The 16,739-nt window shown below is 66.2% G+C and carries 10 protein-coding genes; 3 read left to right on the top strand and 7 right to left on the bottom strand.

The genetic code is table 11. The annotated features are described in order from the left end of the window. Positions 1-10: 10 nt before the first annotated feature. From addB to trxA, 3 genes are read left to right on the top strand one after another with little or no spacing between them, the layout of a single operon-like run. On the top strand, positions 11-2,989 hold the full coding sequence (gene addB, locus LH20_RS16100; protein WP_053555105.1) for a double-strand break repair protein AddB: 2,979 nt from the start codon (positions 11-13) through the stop codon (positions 2,987-2,989). Next, the gene (gene addA, locus LH20_RS16095) at positions 2,986-6,459 is read left to right on the top strand and encodes a double-strand break repair helicase AddA (protein WP_053555104.1); all 3,474 of its coding nucleotides are present in this window, start codon (positions 2,986-2,988) and stop codon (positions 6,457-6,459) included. Before addB ends, addA begins: the two co-directional genes overlap by 4 nt. 34 nt (positions 6,460-6,493) lie before the next feature. After that, positions 6,494-6,814: a thioredoxin TrxA gene (gene trxA, locus LH20_RS16090; protein WP_053555103.1), complete on the top strand. Its 321-nt coding sequence runs from the start codon at positions 6,494-6,496 to the stop codon at positions 6,812-6,814. A 353-nt stretch (positions 6,815-7,167) separates the two neighbouring features. Here the strand turns inward: trxA and argJ are convergent, their stop codons facing one another. The 7 genes from argJ to LH20_RS16055 all read right to left on the bottom strand — a co-directional run bounded on the left by argJ (position 7,168) and on the right by LH20_RS16055 (position 16,695). Continuing rightward, positions 7,168-8,394, bottom strand: a complete 1,227-nt coding sequence (gene argJ / locus LH20_RS16085; protein WP_053555102.1) for a bifunctional glutamate N-acetyltransferase/amino-acid acetyltransferase ArgJ — start codon at positions 8,392-8,394, stop codon at positions 7,168-7,170. A gap of 120 nt (positions 8,395-8,514) precedes the next feature. Further along, on the bottom strand, positions 8,515-9,948 hold the full coding sequence (locus tag LH20_RS16080) for an aldehyde dehydrogenase family protein (RefSeq protein WP_053555101.1): 1,434 nt from the start codon (positions 9,946-9,948) through the stop codon (positions 8,515-8,517). A 251-nt stretch (positions 9,949-10,199) separates the two neighbouring features. Continuing rightward, the gene (locus LH20_RS16075) at positions 10,200-11,504 is read right to left on the bottom strand and encodes a M20/M25/M40 family metallo-hydrolase (protein ID WP_053555100.1); all 1,305 of its coding nucleotides are present in this window, start codon (positions 11,502-11,504) and stop codon (positions 10,200-10,202) included. Between the two features lie 54 nt (positions 11,505-11,558). Continuing rightward, entirely contained in the window at positions 11,559-12,170 is a 612-nt protein-coding gene (locus LH20_RS16070) for a flavodoxin family protein (RefSeq protein ID WP_053555099.1), read from the bottom strand. Between the two features lie 158 nt (positions 12,171-12,328). Next, a complete protein-coding gene (gene glnA / locus LH20_RS16065) occupies positions 12,329-13,741 on the bottom strand; it encodes a type I glutamate--ammonia ligase (protein ID WP_053555098.1) in 1,413 nt (470 codons plus the stop codon). Between the two features lie 72 nt (positions 13,742-13,813). Next, positions 13,814-14,152 carry a P-II family nitrogen regulator gene (locus LH20_RS16060; protein WP_053555097.1) on the bottom strand — a complete coding sequence of 113 codons (339 nt, stop codon included), beginning with the start codon at positions 14,150-14,152 and terminating at the stop codon, positions 13,814-13,816. A 356-nt stretch (positions 14,153-14,508) separates the two neighbouring features. After that, the gene (locus tag LH20_RS16055; protein ID WP_053555096.1) at positions 14,509-16,695 is read right to left on the bottom strand and encodes a PQQ-dependent dehydrogenase, methanol/ethanol family; all 2,187 of its coding nucleotides are present in this window, start codon (positions 16,693-16,695) and stop codon (positions 14,509-14,511) included. Positions 16,696-16,739 lie beyond the last annotated feature (44 nt).

The raw sequence follows: 16,739 nt of genomic DNA, 5'->3' as shown, positions 1-16,739 counted from the left end.
TGCGCTCGCGATGACGTTGGCAAAATCTAAACCCACAATCTATTCCATCCCGGTCCACCGTGCCTTCGCCGATGCGCTCGCCGCCGGGCTGCTCGCGCGCTTCGCCGACGGAGCGCTGGGGCTCGCCGACGGGCTGATCCTCCTGCCGAGCAACCGCGCGCGCAGCGCCGTGCAGGCGGCGTTTGTCCGCGCGGGCGGGCAGGGGCTCCTGATGCCGCGGCTCGCGGTGATAGGCGATGCAGATCTCGACGAGTCGGTCGGGCTCGCGCTCGACGGGATGGACGAAGATCCGATCCCGCCGGCGATCGACCCGCTGCGCCGCCGCTTGCTGCTTGCAGAGCTGATCGAGCGCCACACGCCCTCCGGCGAAAGCGCGATCACGGGCGCTGCCGCTTTCCAGCTCGCCGATGGTCTTGCGCGGGTCATCGACCAGCTTTGCTATGAGGAGGTCTCACCCGCTGCCCTGGTCGATCTCGACCTTGGTGCATTGGCCGAACATTGGCAGACCTCGCTCGAGCGGCTTCGCTTGCTTGTCGACCATTGGCCCGCGGTGCTCGCGCGAACGGGCAGCATCGACCGGGCCGATCGCCGCAACCGGCTGCTCGACAGGGTCGCGGCCGAGTGGCGCGCCGCACCGCCTGCCCGCTTTACGGTCGCGGCGGGAATCACGACCGCGGCGCCTGCCATCGCGCGCCTCCTGCGGACGGTCTCCGAGCTCGATCGCGGCATGGTCATCCTGCCGGGCCTCGACCAGGGGATGGCGGCGGAGGAGTGGGAGGCGCTCGGACCGACGCGGGCAGATCCCGGCGGAAAGGCGCGGCCGCTCGAGACCCACCCCCAATATCATCTCAAACTTCTTCTCGACCGTATGGGGGCAAGCCGCGAGGAGGTCATGCTGTGGGAGGCCAGCTCGCCGTTCGATGGCCCGTCCGCCCGCTCGCCCTTTGTCTCGCTACTCTTCGCGCCCGCCGATTACACGGCGCAGTGGCAGGCCGCGGGAGACCTGTCGGACGCTATCGTCGGGATTTCAGGCGCCGTATTTGCCGATGACGGGCAGGAGGCGCAGGGTATCGCCCTGCTGATGCGCGAGGCGCTGGAAACGCCGGGGCGCACCGCGGCGCTGGTCACTCCCGACCGTGGCCTCGCCGAGCGCGTTGCATCGGCGCTCGCCCGCTGGGGCATCGCGGTCGACGATAGCGCGGGCCAGCCCTTGTCGCGCACCCCGCCTGGGGCGCTGCTCTTGCTGCTCGCCGACCTCGCGGCGGCATTCGATCCTGTCGCCCTCGTCTCGCTGCTTGGTCACCCGCTGGTGAAAGCGAGCGAGGGGCGGAGCGAATGGCTTGATCAGGTCCGGCGGCTCGATCTCACGCTGCGCGAGCCCGGGCTGCAGCCGGGCTGGGCCGGCGTGAGCCAGCGTATCGCAGAGCGCTTTGCCGACCCCGCGGCGCGCGGCCACGGGCACGCGGTGCAGCTCCAACCCTGGTGGGAGAAGGTCGGGGCGGCGCTGGGGGCCGCGCTCGCGCCCTTCGCGTCGGGGCCGACGCCGCCCGCAACGCTGCTCGCTGCGCTCCAGATCGCGCTTGAAACGCTCGCCGGAGATGCTGTCTGGACGGGCCCCGCAGGGCGGATGCTCGCAGGGCTGTTCGACGAGTGGGCGCTCGCGCGCGGCGACGGGCCCGCGTTCGTCGACCCGGGTGATTTCCCGGCGATGCTCGGGCAATTGCTCGGGCAGACCAGCGTGCGGCCCCCCTATGGCGGGCATCCGCGGCTATTTATCTGGGGACTGCTCGAAGCGCGGCTGCAGCGCGCGGATCTCATGATTCTCGGCGGGCTCGACGAAGGGCGCTGGCCCGCGGCGACCCAGCCCGACCCATGGCTCGCGCCGGGTATTCGCCGCCTGCTTGGCCTCCCGGCTCCCGAGCGGCAACAGGGGATGGCGGCCCATGATTTCGCGGGCGCCCTTGGCGCAGGCAATATCGTGGTGACCCGGGCCGAGCGCAGCGGCGGCGATCCAGCGGTCGCCTCGCGCTTCTGGTTGCGACTGCTCGCACTCGCGGGCGAAATCCCCGAACCCAGACCCGGCGGAGTGCCGCTCACCCGGCTCGCAGCCGAGCTCGACACGCCGCCCGGCGATCCGCAGCCGGTACCGCGTCCCGCCCCGCGGCCGGCTGCAGCCGATCGACCGCGCCGGATCAGTGTCACCGCGGTGGACCGGCTCGCGCGCGATCCTTTCGCTTACTATGCGAATGCGATGCTCGGCCTGTCCGTGCTCGATCCGTTGAGCGCCGCGCCCGACCCGCGCTGGCGCGGGACGCGCGTGCACAAGTTTTTCGAAGATTGGGTGCGCGGCGGTGCGACGGCGGAGGGGTTCGAGGCCGAACTCGCCGCGCTCGCCGCCGACCCGGCGCTCGACGCGCTCGATCGGGCTTTCTGGCTGCCGCGGATCGAGCCGGCGCTGCGCTGGGCAGCTGCCCGGATCACGGACCCCGACGGGCGGGTGCCCGTCGGGGTCGAAGCGCGCGGCGAGGTCGCGGCGGATGGCATCGTGCTCCACGGGAAGGCCGATCGCATCGACCGCGACGCTGAAGGGCAGCTTGCCATTGTCGACTATAAGTCCGGCGGCGCGCCGAGCGCCAAGGCCGCGTTCGAGAAGCTCGATAATCAGCTGGGTCTGCTCGGTCTGATCGCCGAACGGGGCGGGTTTGAGGGCGTGCCCGCAGCGCGAGTGGCGGCGCTTGAATATTGGAGCTTGCGCCCCGATCGACGCGCCGAAGGCGCGGGGAAAATTTCCTGTAGCTATGGACCGCGCAGCGGTCTGAAAAGCGCCGAGGACGCGGTCCGCCACGCGGCCGACGCTCTGGCCGAGCTTGCCGGTCGCTTCCTGCTCGGCGATGCGCCTTTCATGCCGGGCGAGACAGCGGGTTATGGCGATTATGACCAGCTGATGCGCCGCGATGAATGGTTCGGGCGCGGGGAGAGCGAGCTATGAGCAAGCCCATCGGCCTCGCAAGACTCGACCCGCGGCAGGGCGCGGCCGCCGACCCCGAAAGCCATGTCTGGCTCGGCGCGTCGGCAGGTACGGGCAAGACCCAGGTGCTCTCGGCGCGCGTCCTGCGGCTGATGCTCGAGGGTGTCTCGCCCGAGGCGATCCTGTGCATCACCTTCACCAAGGCCGGCGCCGCTGAAATGGCGCACCGTATCCACGAACGGCTCGCGACGTGGGTACGCATGGAAGACGGTGACCTGCGGCTCGATCTTCATGCGCTGGGGCTCGACTGGAGCCAGCCGGGGCTGATCGAGCGCGCGCGGTCGCTGTTCGCGACGGTGATCGACAGTCCTGCCGGCGCGATCCGGGTGCAGACAATTCACAGCTTCTGCCAGACCCTCCTCGCGAGCTTTCCGCTCGAGGCCAGATTGCTTCCCGGCTTCCGCGCGATCGAGGAGGATGAGGCAGGGACGCTGAAGCGGCAGGTCCTCGCCGAGCTCCTCGAGGGCGACGAGGATGGGGCCGCGCTTCGGCACGCAGCGGCGATGCTGTCGCGGCGGCTGGGCCCCGATGCGGCGCTGGCCTTTCTTTCGCGCTGCGCCGCGGCCTTTGGCGGGCCGCGGACGCTCACGCCCCCAGCGGCGCACGACCTCCGAGCGGCCTTTGCTCTTCCGACGGGCGATCCTGATGCGTGGCTTCGCGAACAGCTGGCAGGAAACCTGATCTCGGATGCGGATATCCAGGCCGTCGCTTCGAGCGGCGCGGCCTGGGGAAGCAGCAAGGGGCTCGCCTGCGCCGACCTGATGCGCAGCTGGCTGATGGGCGACGCTGACACCCGCGCCGCGATGCTCGGCGAGCTTATATCCTGCTTCCTGACCGGCAAGGGCGAACTGCGCGTCGACTTCGTGGGCGACAAGGGCAAGATGAAGGATTGCCTCGATGCGGCACTGCGCATCGTTGAGGGAGGAAAGGGGCTGCTCGGCACGGCCACGGCAATGCGCGTTGCTGACGAGCTTGCGACGGCGTGGAGGCTCGGGAGCCGTTTCGCCGGAGCCTATGCGCGCGCCAAGCGCGAGGCGGGGCTTGCCGATTTCGACGATCTGATCAGTCTGGCCGGCGCGTTGCTGCGCGTCAGCGAATTTGGCGAATGGGTGCGCTTCAAGCTCGATCAGCGCACCGATCACATATTGGTCGACGAGGCGCAGGACACCAATATGCGCCAGTGGGGGATTGTCCTGTCGCTCGCCGAGGAATTTTTCGCCGGGAGCGGCGCGAAGGAAGAGCGCGTCCGCACGCTGTTCACCGTCGGCGACCGCAAGCAGGCGATCTTCGGCTTTCAGGGCACTGACCCAAGCGCCTTTGAGAAGGCGCGCACCCTGTTTCACGCGCTCGGAGAGCGGGCAGGGCAGGCGTTCCGGCAAGTCGATCTTGTCTCCAACTATCGCTCGACCCCCGCCGTGCTCGCGGTCGCCGATGCCTGGCTCGCGGCAGGGGGCGCGAAAATGATGGGCCTCGTCGGCGAGGAGCCGCCTCACCGCCCCAATCGCGAGGCCCAGGCAGGGCAGGTGGAGCTTTGGGCGCCGCTCGCTGTCGGCAAGGCGCTCGGCGCCGACGCGGAGGAGCCTGGCGAGGACGAGAGCGGCGAAGGCACCGCTCCCGCGTCGGATCCTGCCTCGATGCGGCTTGCGCGGGCGATCGCCGACGAGGTCCAGGGGTGGATCCAGCACGGCAAGGACGGCCGGCCGGTCGTGCCGGGCGACGTCATGATCCTCGTGCGGCGGCGGCGCGATCTTGCGGCGCGAATTGTCGCGCGGCTGCAGGCGCTTCACGTACCCGTGGCGGGCGTCGATCGCTTCGCGCTCACCCAGCCCCTTGCAGTGCAGGATCTGATGGCGGCGATGCGCTTTGCGGTGCAGCCGCTCGACGATCTCAACCTCGCCGCGCTGCTTGTTTCGCCCTTGATCGGCTGGACGCAGGACGAGCTTTACCAGCGGACCCGCAACCGCGGCCGCGCGGCGATCTGGGAGCATCTGCGAAAGGTCGAGGGCGACGTTCCCGCCGCCACGATGGAAGCGCTGCGCCACCTCCTGCGCATGGCCGATTTCACGACGCCCTTCCGCTTTCTGGAAACGGTGCTGTCGGGGCCGATCGACGGACGGCGCAAGCTTTATGGGCGGCTGGGGCGCGAGGCGCGTGATCCGATCGACGAGCTTTTGAACCAGGCGCTCAAGTTCGAGACGCGCGAGACTATTTCCTTGCTCGGCTTTCTGACCGCGGTGTCGGGGAGCGGCGCCGACATCAAGCGCCAGACCGAGGCGCGCAGCGACGTCGTGCGCGTGATGACGGTGCACGGTTCGAAGGGGCTGCAGGCCCCCATCGTTATCCTCGCCGATGCGACCGACGACGCGGCGATCGGCCACCGGCCGTTCCACGTCGACGTCGCCGGATGGGAAAAGCTGCCCGTCTTCGCGCTCCCTGCCGACGAGCGGCATGGCGCGCTCGCCGAGGCCTATCAGAAGGAAGCGGAGGCCGCGGCCGAGGAACATTGGCGTCTTTTCTACGTGGCCATGACGCGCGCTGAGGAAATATTGGTCGTCGCGGGGGTCACGAAGAAGCCCGACCATAGCGTGCCGGAGACGAGCTGGCACGCCGCCCTTGAGAATATTCTCATAAACATGGGATGCGATTGGGAAGAGGCAGGACAGCACTGGGGCAAGCGCCGTGTCCACCGTGCCAACCCGGGTAAATGGGCGCGGCGCGAGAAGGCTGCAAAGGCGGCTTTGCCGCCGCTCATCTTCCCTGCATGGGCGCACGCCCCGGCGCCCGAGGAGGCGCGCCCGCCCCGCCCGCTCGCACCTTCGGCCCTTGGCGAAGACGATGTCGCGCTGCCGCCGCAGGGGACGGTGCGCGCCGATGCCGTGACGCGAGGGCTGCTCTTCCACGCCTTGTTCGAACGGCTGCCCCCGATTGTCCAAGCCAAGCGCCGCGCCGCGGCGCTGCGCTGGCTCGCTCGGCAGGCGCCGGAGCTTGGCGCCGCGGAGCGGGAAGCGATGGCCGATGAGGTGCTTGCGGTGCTGGGCGATCCTGCACACGCCGCGCTGTTCGGGCCCGGGAGCCTTGCCGAAGTCCCCCTGTCGGCCGTGGTCGATGGCGGGCTGGTCGTCACCGGGATCGTCGACCGGCTCCTCGTCACCGAAGAGACGGTGACCGTGATCGATTACAAGACCGGGCGGCAGGTGCCCGAAAGCGCGGCCGATGTCGCGCCCGCCTACCTTCGCCAGATGGCGGCCTACCGCGATGCGCTTCGCGTCATCTTCCCCGGGCGGCGGGTTGGGGCGGCGTTGCTCTATACCGCGGCGCCCAAGCTGATCGATCTCGGCGACGCGATCCTCGACGCGCACAAGCCCGCCTTGCCGGCCGCCAAGTCGAATTTGTCCCCCGCGGGGCTTGAGCCGGGACCACCGACTGCCTAGCTTGGATGCCAAGAGGGAATTCAGGAGTAAGATGATGGGTACCAAAGCGATCACCGACGACAGCTTTCAGGCCGATGTGCTGGACAGCGAAACGCCGGTTCTCGTCGATTTCTGGGCCGAATGGTGCGGTCCGTGCAAGATGATCGGCCCTGCCCTTGAGGAAATCTCGGATGAACTGGACGGCAAGGTCGTGATCGCCAAGCTCAACATCGACGATCACCCCAATGCCCCCGCCAAATATGGCGTGCGCGGCATCCCGACGATGATCCTTTTCAAGAATGGCGAGATCGCCGAGACCAAGGTCGGCGCTGCCCCGAAAAGCGCCCTCAAGGGCTGGCTGGAAGGCGCACTGTAAAGCGAAATCCCCGGCGCCGGATCGCCGACGCCGGGGCACGTCTGCCTTACTCGCGCCCATAGTCATGCCGCTCTGATCCGTCGAAACCGACCCGATTTAAGGCAGCAATTGCGGAAACCATTGCCCCGAGCCACAGGGGCACGGATCCATGCGACCAAATTTTTCGATCAGTCCCTTCTCGCCGTGGACGGGCGGAGCCCACGCTTGACCCACGTTTCGGATGGATAGCCTTTACACCGTTTCGAGCTGATCTCGAAAGCAGGGCAGATCGGCGAAGTCTTCGTGGCTTGCCATGACAGCCTCCTCTGGTCGGCGCGCAGGTTTGCACGCCGCGGCGCCCTGGCAAATCAGGCTCAGCTGCGATAGTCCGCGTTGATGCTGATATATCCGTGCGTGAGGTCGCACGTCCAAACGGTCGCGCGTCCCTCGCCCAGCCCCAGGTCGGCGCCGATACGGATATCCTGGCCCTTGAGATGCGCCGCAACCGGCGCCTCGTCATAGCCATCCACGGGCAAGCCCTCCTTTGCGACCCAATGATCGCCGAAACGGATCGCGAGCCGGTCCCGGTCCGCGGGCTCGCCCGCCTTGCCCACGGCCATCACGACGCGGCCCCAATTGGCGTCCTCGCCCGCGACCGCGGTCTTGACGAGCGGCGAGTTGGCGATGGCGAGCGCAACGCGTTTGGCGCTGTCGTCGCTGACCGCGCCCGTCACTTCGACCTCGATGAACTTCGACGCCCCCTCGCCATCGCGCACGACCTGATGGGCAAGGTCGAGGGCAACCTCGCGGATCGCAGCGTAAAGCGCGTCAGCGCCGCCATCGTCCCACGAGGCGAGGGTGGGGTTTCCCGCCTGTCCCGTTGCAAACAACAGCACCGTGTCACTGGTCGACGTGTCGCTGTCGACGGTGATGCTGTTGAAGCTGCCGCCGGTCGCCTTGGTCAGCATCGCCTGCAACAGCGCGGGCGCGACTGCGGCGTCGGTGAAGATATAGCCGAGCATCGTCGCCATGTCGGGCGCGATCATCCCCGATCCCTTGACGATCCCGGCGACGTGGACCGTCCGGTCGCCGACGATGGCACTTGACGCCGCGCCCTTGGCAAAGGTGTCAGTGGTGCCGATCGTTTCTGCCGCGACTTCCCACGAACAGGGCGCGGCGGTCAGCGCCGCGGCAACGCCCTCGCGGGCCTTGTCCTTGGGCAGCGGTACGCCGATCACGCCCGTTGAACTGACGAAGACTTCGCGCGCTTCGCAGCCCAGGTGCGCGGCGACCTGCGCCATGATCTGCTCGACCGCCTCGCGCCCGCGATAGCCGGTAAAGGCGTTGCTGTTGCCGGCGTTGACAATCAGCGCACGGCCGCTGCCGTCCTTCACCTGCTCGCGGCCCAGTTCGACTTCGGACGAGCAACAGACGTTACGCGTGAACACGCCCGCGACCGTGGTGCCGGGGGCGAGTTCGACATAGGTGAGGTCGCAGCGGTCCCAGTCCTTGTAGCGCGCACGCGCCACGCGGAGCGTAACCCCGGCAATCTCGGGAAGCGCGGGGAAGGATGCAGGGGCGAGCGGCGAGCGGTTGGTCATGGCGGGCGTTTAGCCGCAGATTGTCCAACGCAAAACCCCTCCCGCACGCGGGGAGGGAAGTGCTTGCGTCCCTCGACCCGTCCCCCCGGACTGGACCGGGAGGACGAGATTTTCCGGCGATCAGGCCGGGATGCCGCTGATCGCTTTGACTTCCATGAAATCCTTGAGTCCGAACAATCCGCCTTCACGGCCGTTGCCCGACGCCTTGTAGCCGCCGAAGGGGGCTCCTGGCCCGGGGCCCCAGGCGTTCACCGCGACCATGCCGGCGCGCAGTTTCGGCGCAACCTCGGCTGCCTTGGCGGGATCGCCCGATACGACGGCAGACAGGCCATATTCGGTGTCGTTGGCGATTTCGACGGCCTCGTCGAGGTCATCATAGGCGATCACCGTTGCGACGGGACCAAAGATTTCCTCCTTGGCGATTCGCATATTCGGCGTGACGCCCGAGAAGACCGTCGGCTTCACATAAAAGCCGCGATTGACGTTGGAGGGCAGACCGGTGCCGCCCGTTTCCAGCTTCGCGCCTTCGTCGATCGCCGACTGGATCAGGCCCTGAATCTTGTCAAACTGCGCCTTGTTGACGACCGGGCCGATATGGGCGCCTTCGGTCATCGGATCGCCGACCTGCGTGCCGTCGAACATCGCCTTGATCACGCCGACCGCCTCGCTCTCGCGGTCCTTGTGGACGAGGATGCGGGTCGGGGCGATGCAGCTCTGCCCGGTGTTGACGAGAACGCCCTGGACCGTCGGGGGCAGCACGGCTTCAAGATCGGCATCGGGCAGGACGATGTTCGGCGACTTGCCGCCGAGCTCCTGATGGACGCGCTTGACCGTGTCGGCGGCCGCCTTTGCGACGAGAATGCCCGCGCGGGTCGATCCGGTGAAGCTCACCATCTCGATCCCCGGATGCGCCGCGATCGCATTGCCGACTGTCGGGCCATCGCCTTGAACGAGGTTGAAAACCCCCGGCGGCACGCCAGCGGCTTCGAGAATCTCGGCGAAGATCGTCGCATTTCCCGGGCATTCCTCGGATGGCTTCAGGACCATCGTGTTGCCCGCAGCAAGCGCGGGGGCGACCTTGAGCGCGATCTGGTTGAGCGGCCAGTTCCATGGCGTGATCATGCCAACGACGCCGATCGGTTCGTAGACGACCTTGTTCGCGCCATGCTGCTCGCTGAAGCTGAAATCCTGGAGTGCAGCGATCGTGCCCAGAAAGCCCCCGATACCTGCGCCGACCTGCGCTGTGGCCGCGAAGCTGACCGGTGCGCCCATTTCCGCCGCCATCGATTTGGCGAGATCGGCGCCGCGCTTCTTATATTCTTCCACGATCCGGTTGAGGATGGCCAGCCGCTCTTCGCGCGTCGTCTGCGACCAGCTCTTGAACGCCTCCTTCGCTGCGGCGACCGCATCGTCAACATCGGCTGCGGTGCCTAGGACGATAGTGGAGGCGGGCTCTTCGGTCGCCGGGTTGATGACCTGATGTTCCTTGCCGCCCTTGCTGTCGACCCATTGGCCGCCGATGAAATTCTGCTTGAAATGCTGTTCGGTGCTCATCCTCTGTCTCCCATCGGCGTGAAAATACGTCTCGCTTTGCTACCTAAGCGCTGGCGCGAATGAATCAAGCGCCCTGCCTGATTTCGTCATGCCTGGCCATTGGCCGAGACGCAGGGCAAGGGCCTGTCATGGCGACGCCTATCGCTTTCGGGAGCGCACGAGAACCCCGGACCGCTGTGAGGATCAACTGTCATTTTGTCCTGTGGCCCAAATGCCGATCGGGTCGCGAAAGGAGCGGAGGCTGCCAGCCTTTAGCGCCTTTCCGCCGCGAGGCGCGACATCAGGATCGCAGCACGCGTGGCCTGGCGGGCAATCGAGGGAAGCTCAAGCGTCTCGCCTGGTGCATGGTCGCCGGTGCTGTAGGGGCCGAGGCCTGCAAGGCTGTCGACGTCGGCGGCAACGAAGCTGATATCGCCTGCACCGCGTTTTAGCGGATCGAGTGCGGCCATTTCGGCAAGACCAAGATCGCGGTTGACCCCGTTGAGCCTGGCGAGAAGCGCCAGGTTCCCCTCGGTCGGCGCCATCGCGGGGTAGCCGCCCGGATCGAAGGCAAGTCTCGCGCCGGTTCCTGGCGCATGTTCGGCAACAATCGCCGCCATCTTCGCTTTCACCCGCGCTGCCTGCTCGGCCGACAGCGTGCGAAGGTCGCCGCGCGCCACCGCGGTCGCTGCGATGATATTGGTCTTGCCGCTCGCGCTCGCCCGGATGCCGCCGTCGTCCAGTGACGCTTCCTGTCCGCCGGCAATCAATCCGACGCTGAAGGTCAGGTTGGGCTCAGGAAGCTCGGTGCGAAAGCGGTGGATGATGCGCGCAAGTTCATAGATGGCGCCGTCGCCTGATTCGGTGCTGAAGATGCCCGAGCTGTGGTTTGCCTTGCCCGTCGTCGTCACCGTCCAGCTTTCGGAGGAACGGCGCGCGACTGATCCCATGTCGGCGCCGCGGTCGCGCACCAGTCCTTCGAAATCAAGCGCGACGTCACTTCGCTTGCCCGCGGCGATGAGGTCGGCGCGAGACCTCGAGATCGGGTCGCCCGCATCCTCCTCGTCGCCGGTCAGGTGAATCTCGATACTGGCGCCCTTCAGCGTTCCCGCCGCCTGCATGGCACGCAGCGCGGCGAGCATGACCACCATGCCGCCCTTGTCGTCGCCCACCCCGGGTCCCGTGGCGATGTCGCCCTTGCGGCTGAAGGTCTGAAAGGGCGAATCGGGTTCGAACACCGTGTCGAGATGCCCGATCAGCAGCAGTCGCTTTGTGTCCGGGCGACCCTTGTGGACCGCGATCAGGTGACCCGCGCGCCCCGTCTCGAGCATCGGCTTCCACGTCACCGCAAAGCCGAGTGCCTCAAGCTCGGCGCGCATCATCGCGCCGACCTTTTCAACGCCCTCAAGATTGAGCGAGCCGCTGTTCTGGTTGACCAGCCGCTCGAGCAGCGCGATCGAGCGGTGTTGTTCGGCTTCAACCGTCGCTGCGATCCTTTGCTCCGCGAGCGATAGCTGTGCGCTCGCGGGTGCGGCCAAGAGGAGCGAAGGGGCAATAAGCGCAGCAAGCGATTTCATTCAAGGAGTCTCCCTTGCCCCCTTGTGGCCGCTGCATGTGCTGCGAGCAAGGCGTCACCCCGGATAGGGCGAGGCTTTCAGGATCCGCGCCAGATGCGCGGCGTTGGCCGCGACCATCTTCGCGGTCTCGCTGACCTTCGCGGGGCGCTCCTTCAGATCCTTGAAGTCGACCGATCCCATCGCTTCGCCGACCCAGTAACAGGCGGCGACCGCGGGGATCGTCCAGCCGACGTCGTTCAACGCCTGGAAGATCTGCGAGGAGACATTGTGGGCCCCATCCTCATTGCCGACGATCGCAGCGACTGCGACTTTCGAATAGCTCGGCATGCGGCCCTTGTCGTCGGTTTCGGAGAGGAAGGCGTCCATCCGCTCCATGACCAGCTTCGCGACGCTCGAGGCTTGTCCCATCCAGATCGGAGTGCCGAATATGAGGATGTCAGCCGCGAGGATGCGCTCGCGGATTTGCGGCCAGTCGTCGCCTTCGCCTTCATCCGATGTGACGCCCCATTTGACGTCGTGCGCTGCGATCGGGATCGGGCCTTCGACGCTCACCCCCTCCGCCTCGAAATGCTCGGTGAGTACCGCCAGCATTGCATCGGTCGAACTTTCGCGGCCGCCGGTCGAGAGCGAACAGTTGATGGCAGTGGCGGTGAGAGGGGCGACCATGATCTTTCCTTCGCGGCTTTCCCCTCGCGAAGATGAAATGGGTGGCGGAGGCAGGAAGTTCCCGGCCCGCCATCGGGGGCTCCTTTCTCCAGCAAAAAGGGGCGCCCGGCTCCCCTCGAGCCGGACGCCCCCCGTCTTACCCCGCCAATCGCGAAGGATCAGGCGCTGTAGTACATGTCGAATTCGACCGGGCTCGGGGTCTGCTCGAAGCGATAGACCTCGTCCCACTTCAGTTCGATATAGGCCTCGATCTGATCCTTCGAGAACACGTCGCCCTTCAGCAGGAAGTCGTGGTCGGCCGTCAGCGATTCCAGCGCTTCGCGCAAGCTGCCGCACACGGTCGGCACTTCCTTCAGTTCCTCGGGCGGCAGGTCATAGAGATTCTTGTCCATTGCCTCGCCGGGATGGATCTTGTTCTGAATGCCGTCGAGACCCGCCATCAGCAGCGCCGCATAGCACAAATAGGGGTTCGCCATCGCGTCGGGGAAGCGGAACTCGACGCGCTTCGCCTTGGCGCCCGCGCCATAGGGGATGCGGCACGATGCCGAACGGTTGCGGCTCGAATAGGCAAGCAGCACCGGCGCCTCAAAGCCCGGAACAAGACGCTTGTAGCTGTTCGTCGTCGGGTTGGTGAAGGCGTTGAGGGCCTTGGCGTGCTTGATGACGCCGCCGATGAAGTAAAGGCACATGTCGCTGAGGCCCGCATAGCCGTTTCCGGCAAAAAGCGGCTTGCCCTTTTCCCAGATCGAGAAGTGCGTGTGCATGCCGCTGCCGTTGTCGTCCTTGATCGGCTTGGGCATGAAGGTCGCCGTCTTGCCGTAGGCGTGCGCGACCTGGTGCACGACATATTTGTAGATCTGCATGCGGTCGGCGGTCTGGGTCAGCGTCCCGAAGGTCAGGCCGAGTTCGTGCTGCGCTGCGGCGACTTCGTGATGATGCTTGTCGCACGGCAGGCCGAGTTCGAGCATCGTCGAGACCATCTCGGCGCGGATGTCGACCGCGCTGTCGACCGGCGCGACGGGGAAATAGCCGCCCTTGGCGCGCGGACGGTGCGCAAGATTGCCGCCTTCATAGCTGCGGCCGGTGTTGGTCGGCAGCTCGACATCGTCGATCTCGAAACCCGACTTGTTGTAGCCGGTTTCGAACCGCACATCGTCAAACATGAAGAATTCCGCCTCGGGACCGACATAGACGGTGTCGCCGATGCCCGTTGAGCCGAGATACGCCTCGGCGCGCTTCGCGGTCGTGCGCGGGTCGCGCGCATAGCCTTCGCCGGTCGAGGGCTCGACGATGTCGCAGAAGATGACGAGCATCGGGGTCGCCGAGAAGGGGTCGTCATAAACCGCCTCGAGGTCGGGCTTCAGGATCATGTCGCTTTCGTTGATCGCCTTCCAGCCGGCGATCGACGAACCGTCGAACATGAGCCCATCTTCGAGTGCATCCTCATCGATCACGCCGGCGCACATCGTGAGATGCTGCCATTTGCCCTTGGGGTCGGTGAAACGCAGGTCGACCCACTCGATGTCGTTTTCCTTGATCCGCGCAATGATATCCTTGGGCTTGGTGGCCATGGTCTGAACGTCCTTCTTGCGATGATGTCCCGGTCGTCCGGGGGTGTTGAACTGGATGGGCGGAGGCGGACCCTAGAGGGCGTCCTCGTTGCGCTCGCCGGTGCGGATACGAAGCGCGGTCTCGATGGGGATCACGAATATCTTGCCATCGCCAATGCGGCCGGTCTGCGCGGCGGCCGCGATCGCCTCGACAACGCGCTCCGCCATATTGTCGTCGACGACAACCTCAAGCTTCACCTTGGGCAGGAAATCGACGACATATTCAGCGCCGCGATAAAGTTCGGTGTGACCCTTCTGGCGCCCGAAGCCCTTGGCCTCGGTAACGGTGATGCCACTGACCCCGACTTCGTGCAGCGCTTCCTTCACCTCGTCCAGCTTGAACGGTTTGATTATCGCCTCGATCTTCTTCACGCTTATGATCCCCTTTGGACTATCCGCCACGGCTCGCAGTCAATGCCGGATCAGGCGCGCCTGGTCCGGTTTGGCCGGTCGAGTCGGTGCGGTGTCCCGCCATCTTGCACCAATCAAGAGCCGTGCCAATTGGCGAATCGCGGCCTTTTGCGGAGATTTCCGGCGATCGATCGCGGCATTGCCCAAGGGGTGGGCACTCAGGCGTCGGCGGTGCCTAAAAAAGCGGCATTGCGGGCGCCGGGCGGTCGATCGGGGTTGCCCGAATGTCGTGCCGCACGAGAGAAGGAACGTCTCGTCACCAAGGGATCACCGGCGCCGCTTTTGCGGCGCAAGTCAGAGCGCGATACGCCCGCCGCTTACCGCCCGACCGGCGCCGATGCGTCTGGCAGATTGGCCTTGGTCCAGTTCGAGCGGTCGATGACGTAGGAACGGATCGCCTCGGCATCGGCGGCGGTGAGGACACGGGCGAAGCTGACCATGCCCCGATCCTGGAGCGCGCCGTCGAGGATCACGCTCTTCCACGCATCGGCGCTGGAGAGGGTGCCGGAGACGCGAAGGTCTGGCGTGAAGCCATTGCCGATCGCGCTGTCTCCATGGCAGACTTGGCAATAGCGACCATAGTGTGCCTTGCCCGCCGCGACCTGGGCCGCACTGCCGAATTGCGGCGGCGGGTTCCACGCGAGCGTCGTGGTCGCCGGGGGCGCGGGGAGCTGCACGGTACCGCCGAGCTTGAGCACGACGAGGCGCGGCAGGTTCGGCACCTTGCGCGTTACCCCGCCCGCTACGCCTGCGACGAGCGGAAAGGCGCCGCCCTTGCCGGTCTGGAAGGCGATATGCTGAACGCCGCCCACGCGGAAGGTCGACGGCGCGCTGACGATGCCCGACTGCATGTCGAGGTCGAGGAGCTGCTTGCCGCTGTCGGCCGAATAGGCGCGAAAGCGGCCGGTGCTCGTGCCCTGGAAGACGAGGTTGCCTGCCGTTGTCATCGTGCCGCCGTTCCAGGCGGCTGGATAGTCGACGCCCCAGGCGACCTTTCCGGTGCGCGGGTCGAAGGCGACGAGGCGTCCTGTCGTTGCGGCGACCGCGGCCTTGAAAGCGGCGACGTCGTCAGGCAGCATCGTCTTGTTGAGCGAGGTGCCGACGTTGAATCCGAGCACCTTTCGCTTGTCGAGCTCGTCCATGTCCTGAAGATAGCCCTGCGGGATCTGCTGCGCCGGGATATAGACAAGGCCCGTCTTCGGATTGAAGCTCATCGGATGCCAATTGTGCGCGCCGAGCGCGCCCGGAACGGCGATGAAGGGCTTGCCCGTCTTGTAGAAGCGCGATTCGGGATTTTCGATCGGACGGCCCGTCGCAAGGTCATAGCCCGTTGCCCAGTTGATCCCGTCGACGAAGGGCTTGGCGTCGATCAGCGTGCCCGTCGCGCGGTCGATCGTGAAGAAGAAGCCGTTCTTGGGTGCATGGTACAAGACCTTCACCGGCCTGCCGTCGATCATCTGCTCGGCAAGGATGATCGGCTGGGTCGCGGTATAGTCCCACGTTTCGGCCGGGGTTTCCTGATAATGCCATTTATAGGCACCGGTCACAGCGTCGAGAGCGACGACCGAGGACAGGAACCAGTTATCGCCCTCGCCGTTGGAGCGCGTTCCGTGGTTCCAGGGGTTGCCGTTACCGACGCCCAGATAGATCTGGTCGAGATCCTTGTCATAGACAATCGCGTCCCAGACCGTGCCGCCGCCGCCCGAGACTTTCCACTCCCCCTCGTCGGACCAGGTGGCATTGGCTTTCGAAGCAAAGATGGCGTCGCTCGCGGCGTTGTCGGCGCGCTTGTCGGGATTGGGCACGGTGTAGAAGCGCCAGCGCTGCTTGCCCGTATCGGCGTCATAGGCGGTGACATAGCCGCGTACCCCGAATTCGGCGCCGCCATTGCCGATCAGCACCATGTCCTTCACGACGCGCGGGGCCCCGGTGATCGTATAGGGCTTGCGCTTGTCAAAGGTCTGCGTCGACCAGATTTGCTGACCCGTCTTGCGGTCGAGGGCGATGAGGCGGCCATCGAGCGTTCCGACAAAGACCTTGTCGCCCCACACAGCGACGCCGCGATTGACGACGTCGCAGCACGCACTGACTGCGCGCTCGCCAGGGACCTCGGGGTCAAAGCTCCACAGCTTCCTGCCGGTCGCGGCGTCCCACGCATCGACCTTTGACCAGGCGTGGCTGACGTAGAGCACGCCATCGACGACGACGGGGGTCGCCTCCTGCCCGCGCGCATCCTCGAGATCGGCGTACCAGGCGATTCCGAGGTCGCCGACATTCTTGTCGTTGATGTCGGTCAGCGGGCTGAAGCGCTGTTCATCATAGCTATAGCCGATGCCGCCCCAATCGTCGCCGGTGCCGCCGGTCTTGAGCAAGGTTTCGCTCGCCTTTTCGGCCTCATCGAGCGAACCGCCGCCCGAGATACTGTCGTTCTTCGACGCGTTGCACGCCGCCAGCGCCAGCATCGCGCCGCCCAGCAGCGCTGCCGAAAAGACCTTCTTCGCCATTTAATGCTCTCCCATTCGACGCCTATACTTGACGTTTACGTCAA

Source organism: Sphingopyxis sp. 113P3, from assembly GCF_001278035.1.
In the GTDB taxonomy this organism is placed as follows: Bacteria; Pseudomonadota; Alphaproteobacteria; order Sphingomonadales; family Sphingomonadaceae; genus Sphingopyxis.
This window is presented reverse-complemented; position numbering and strand designations above follow the sequence as displayed.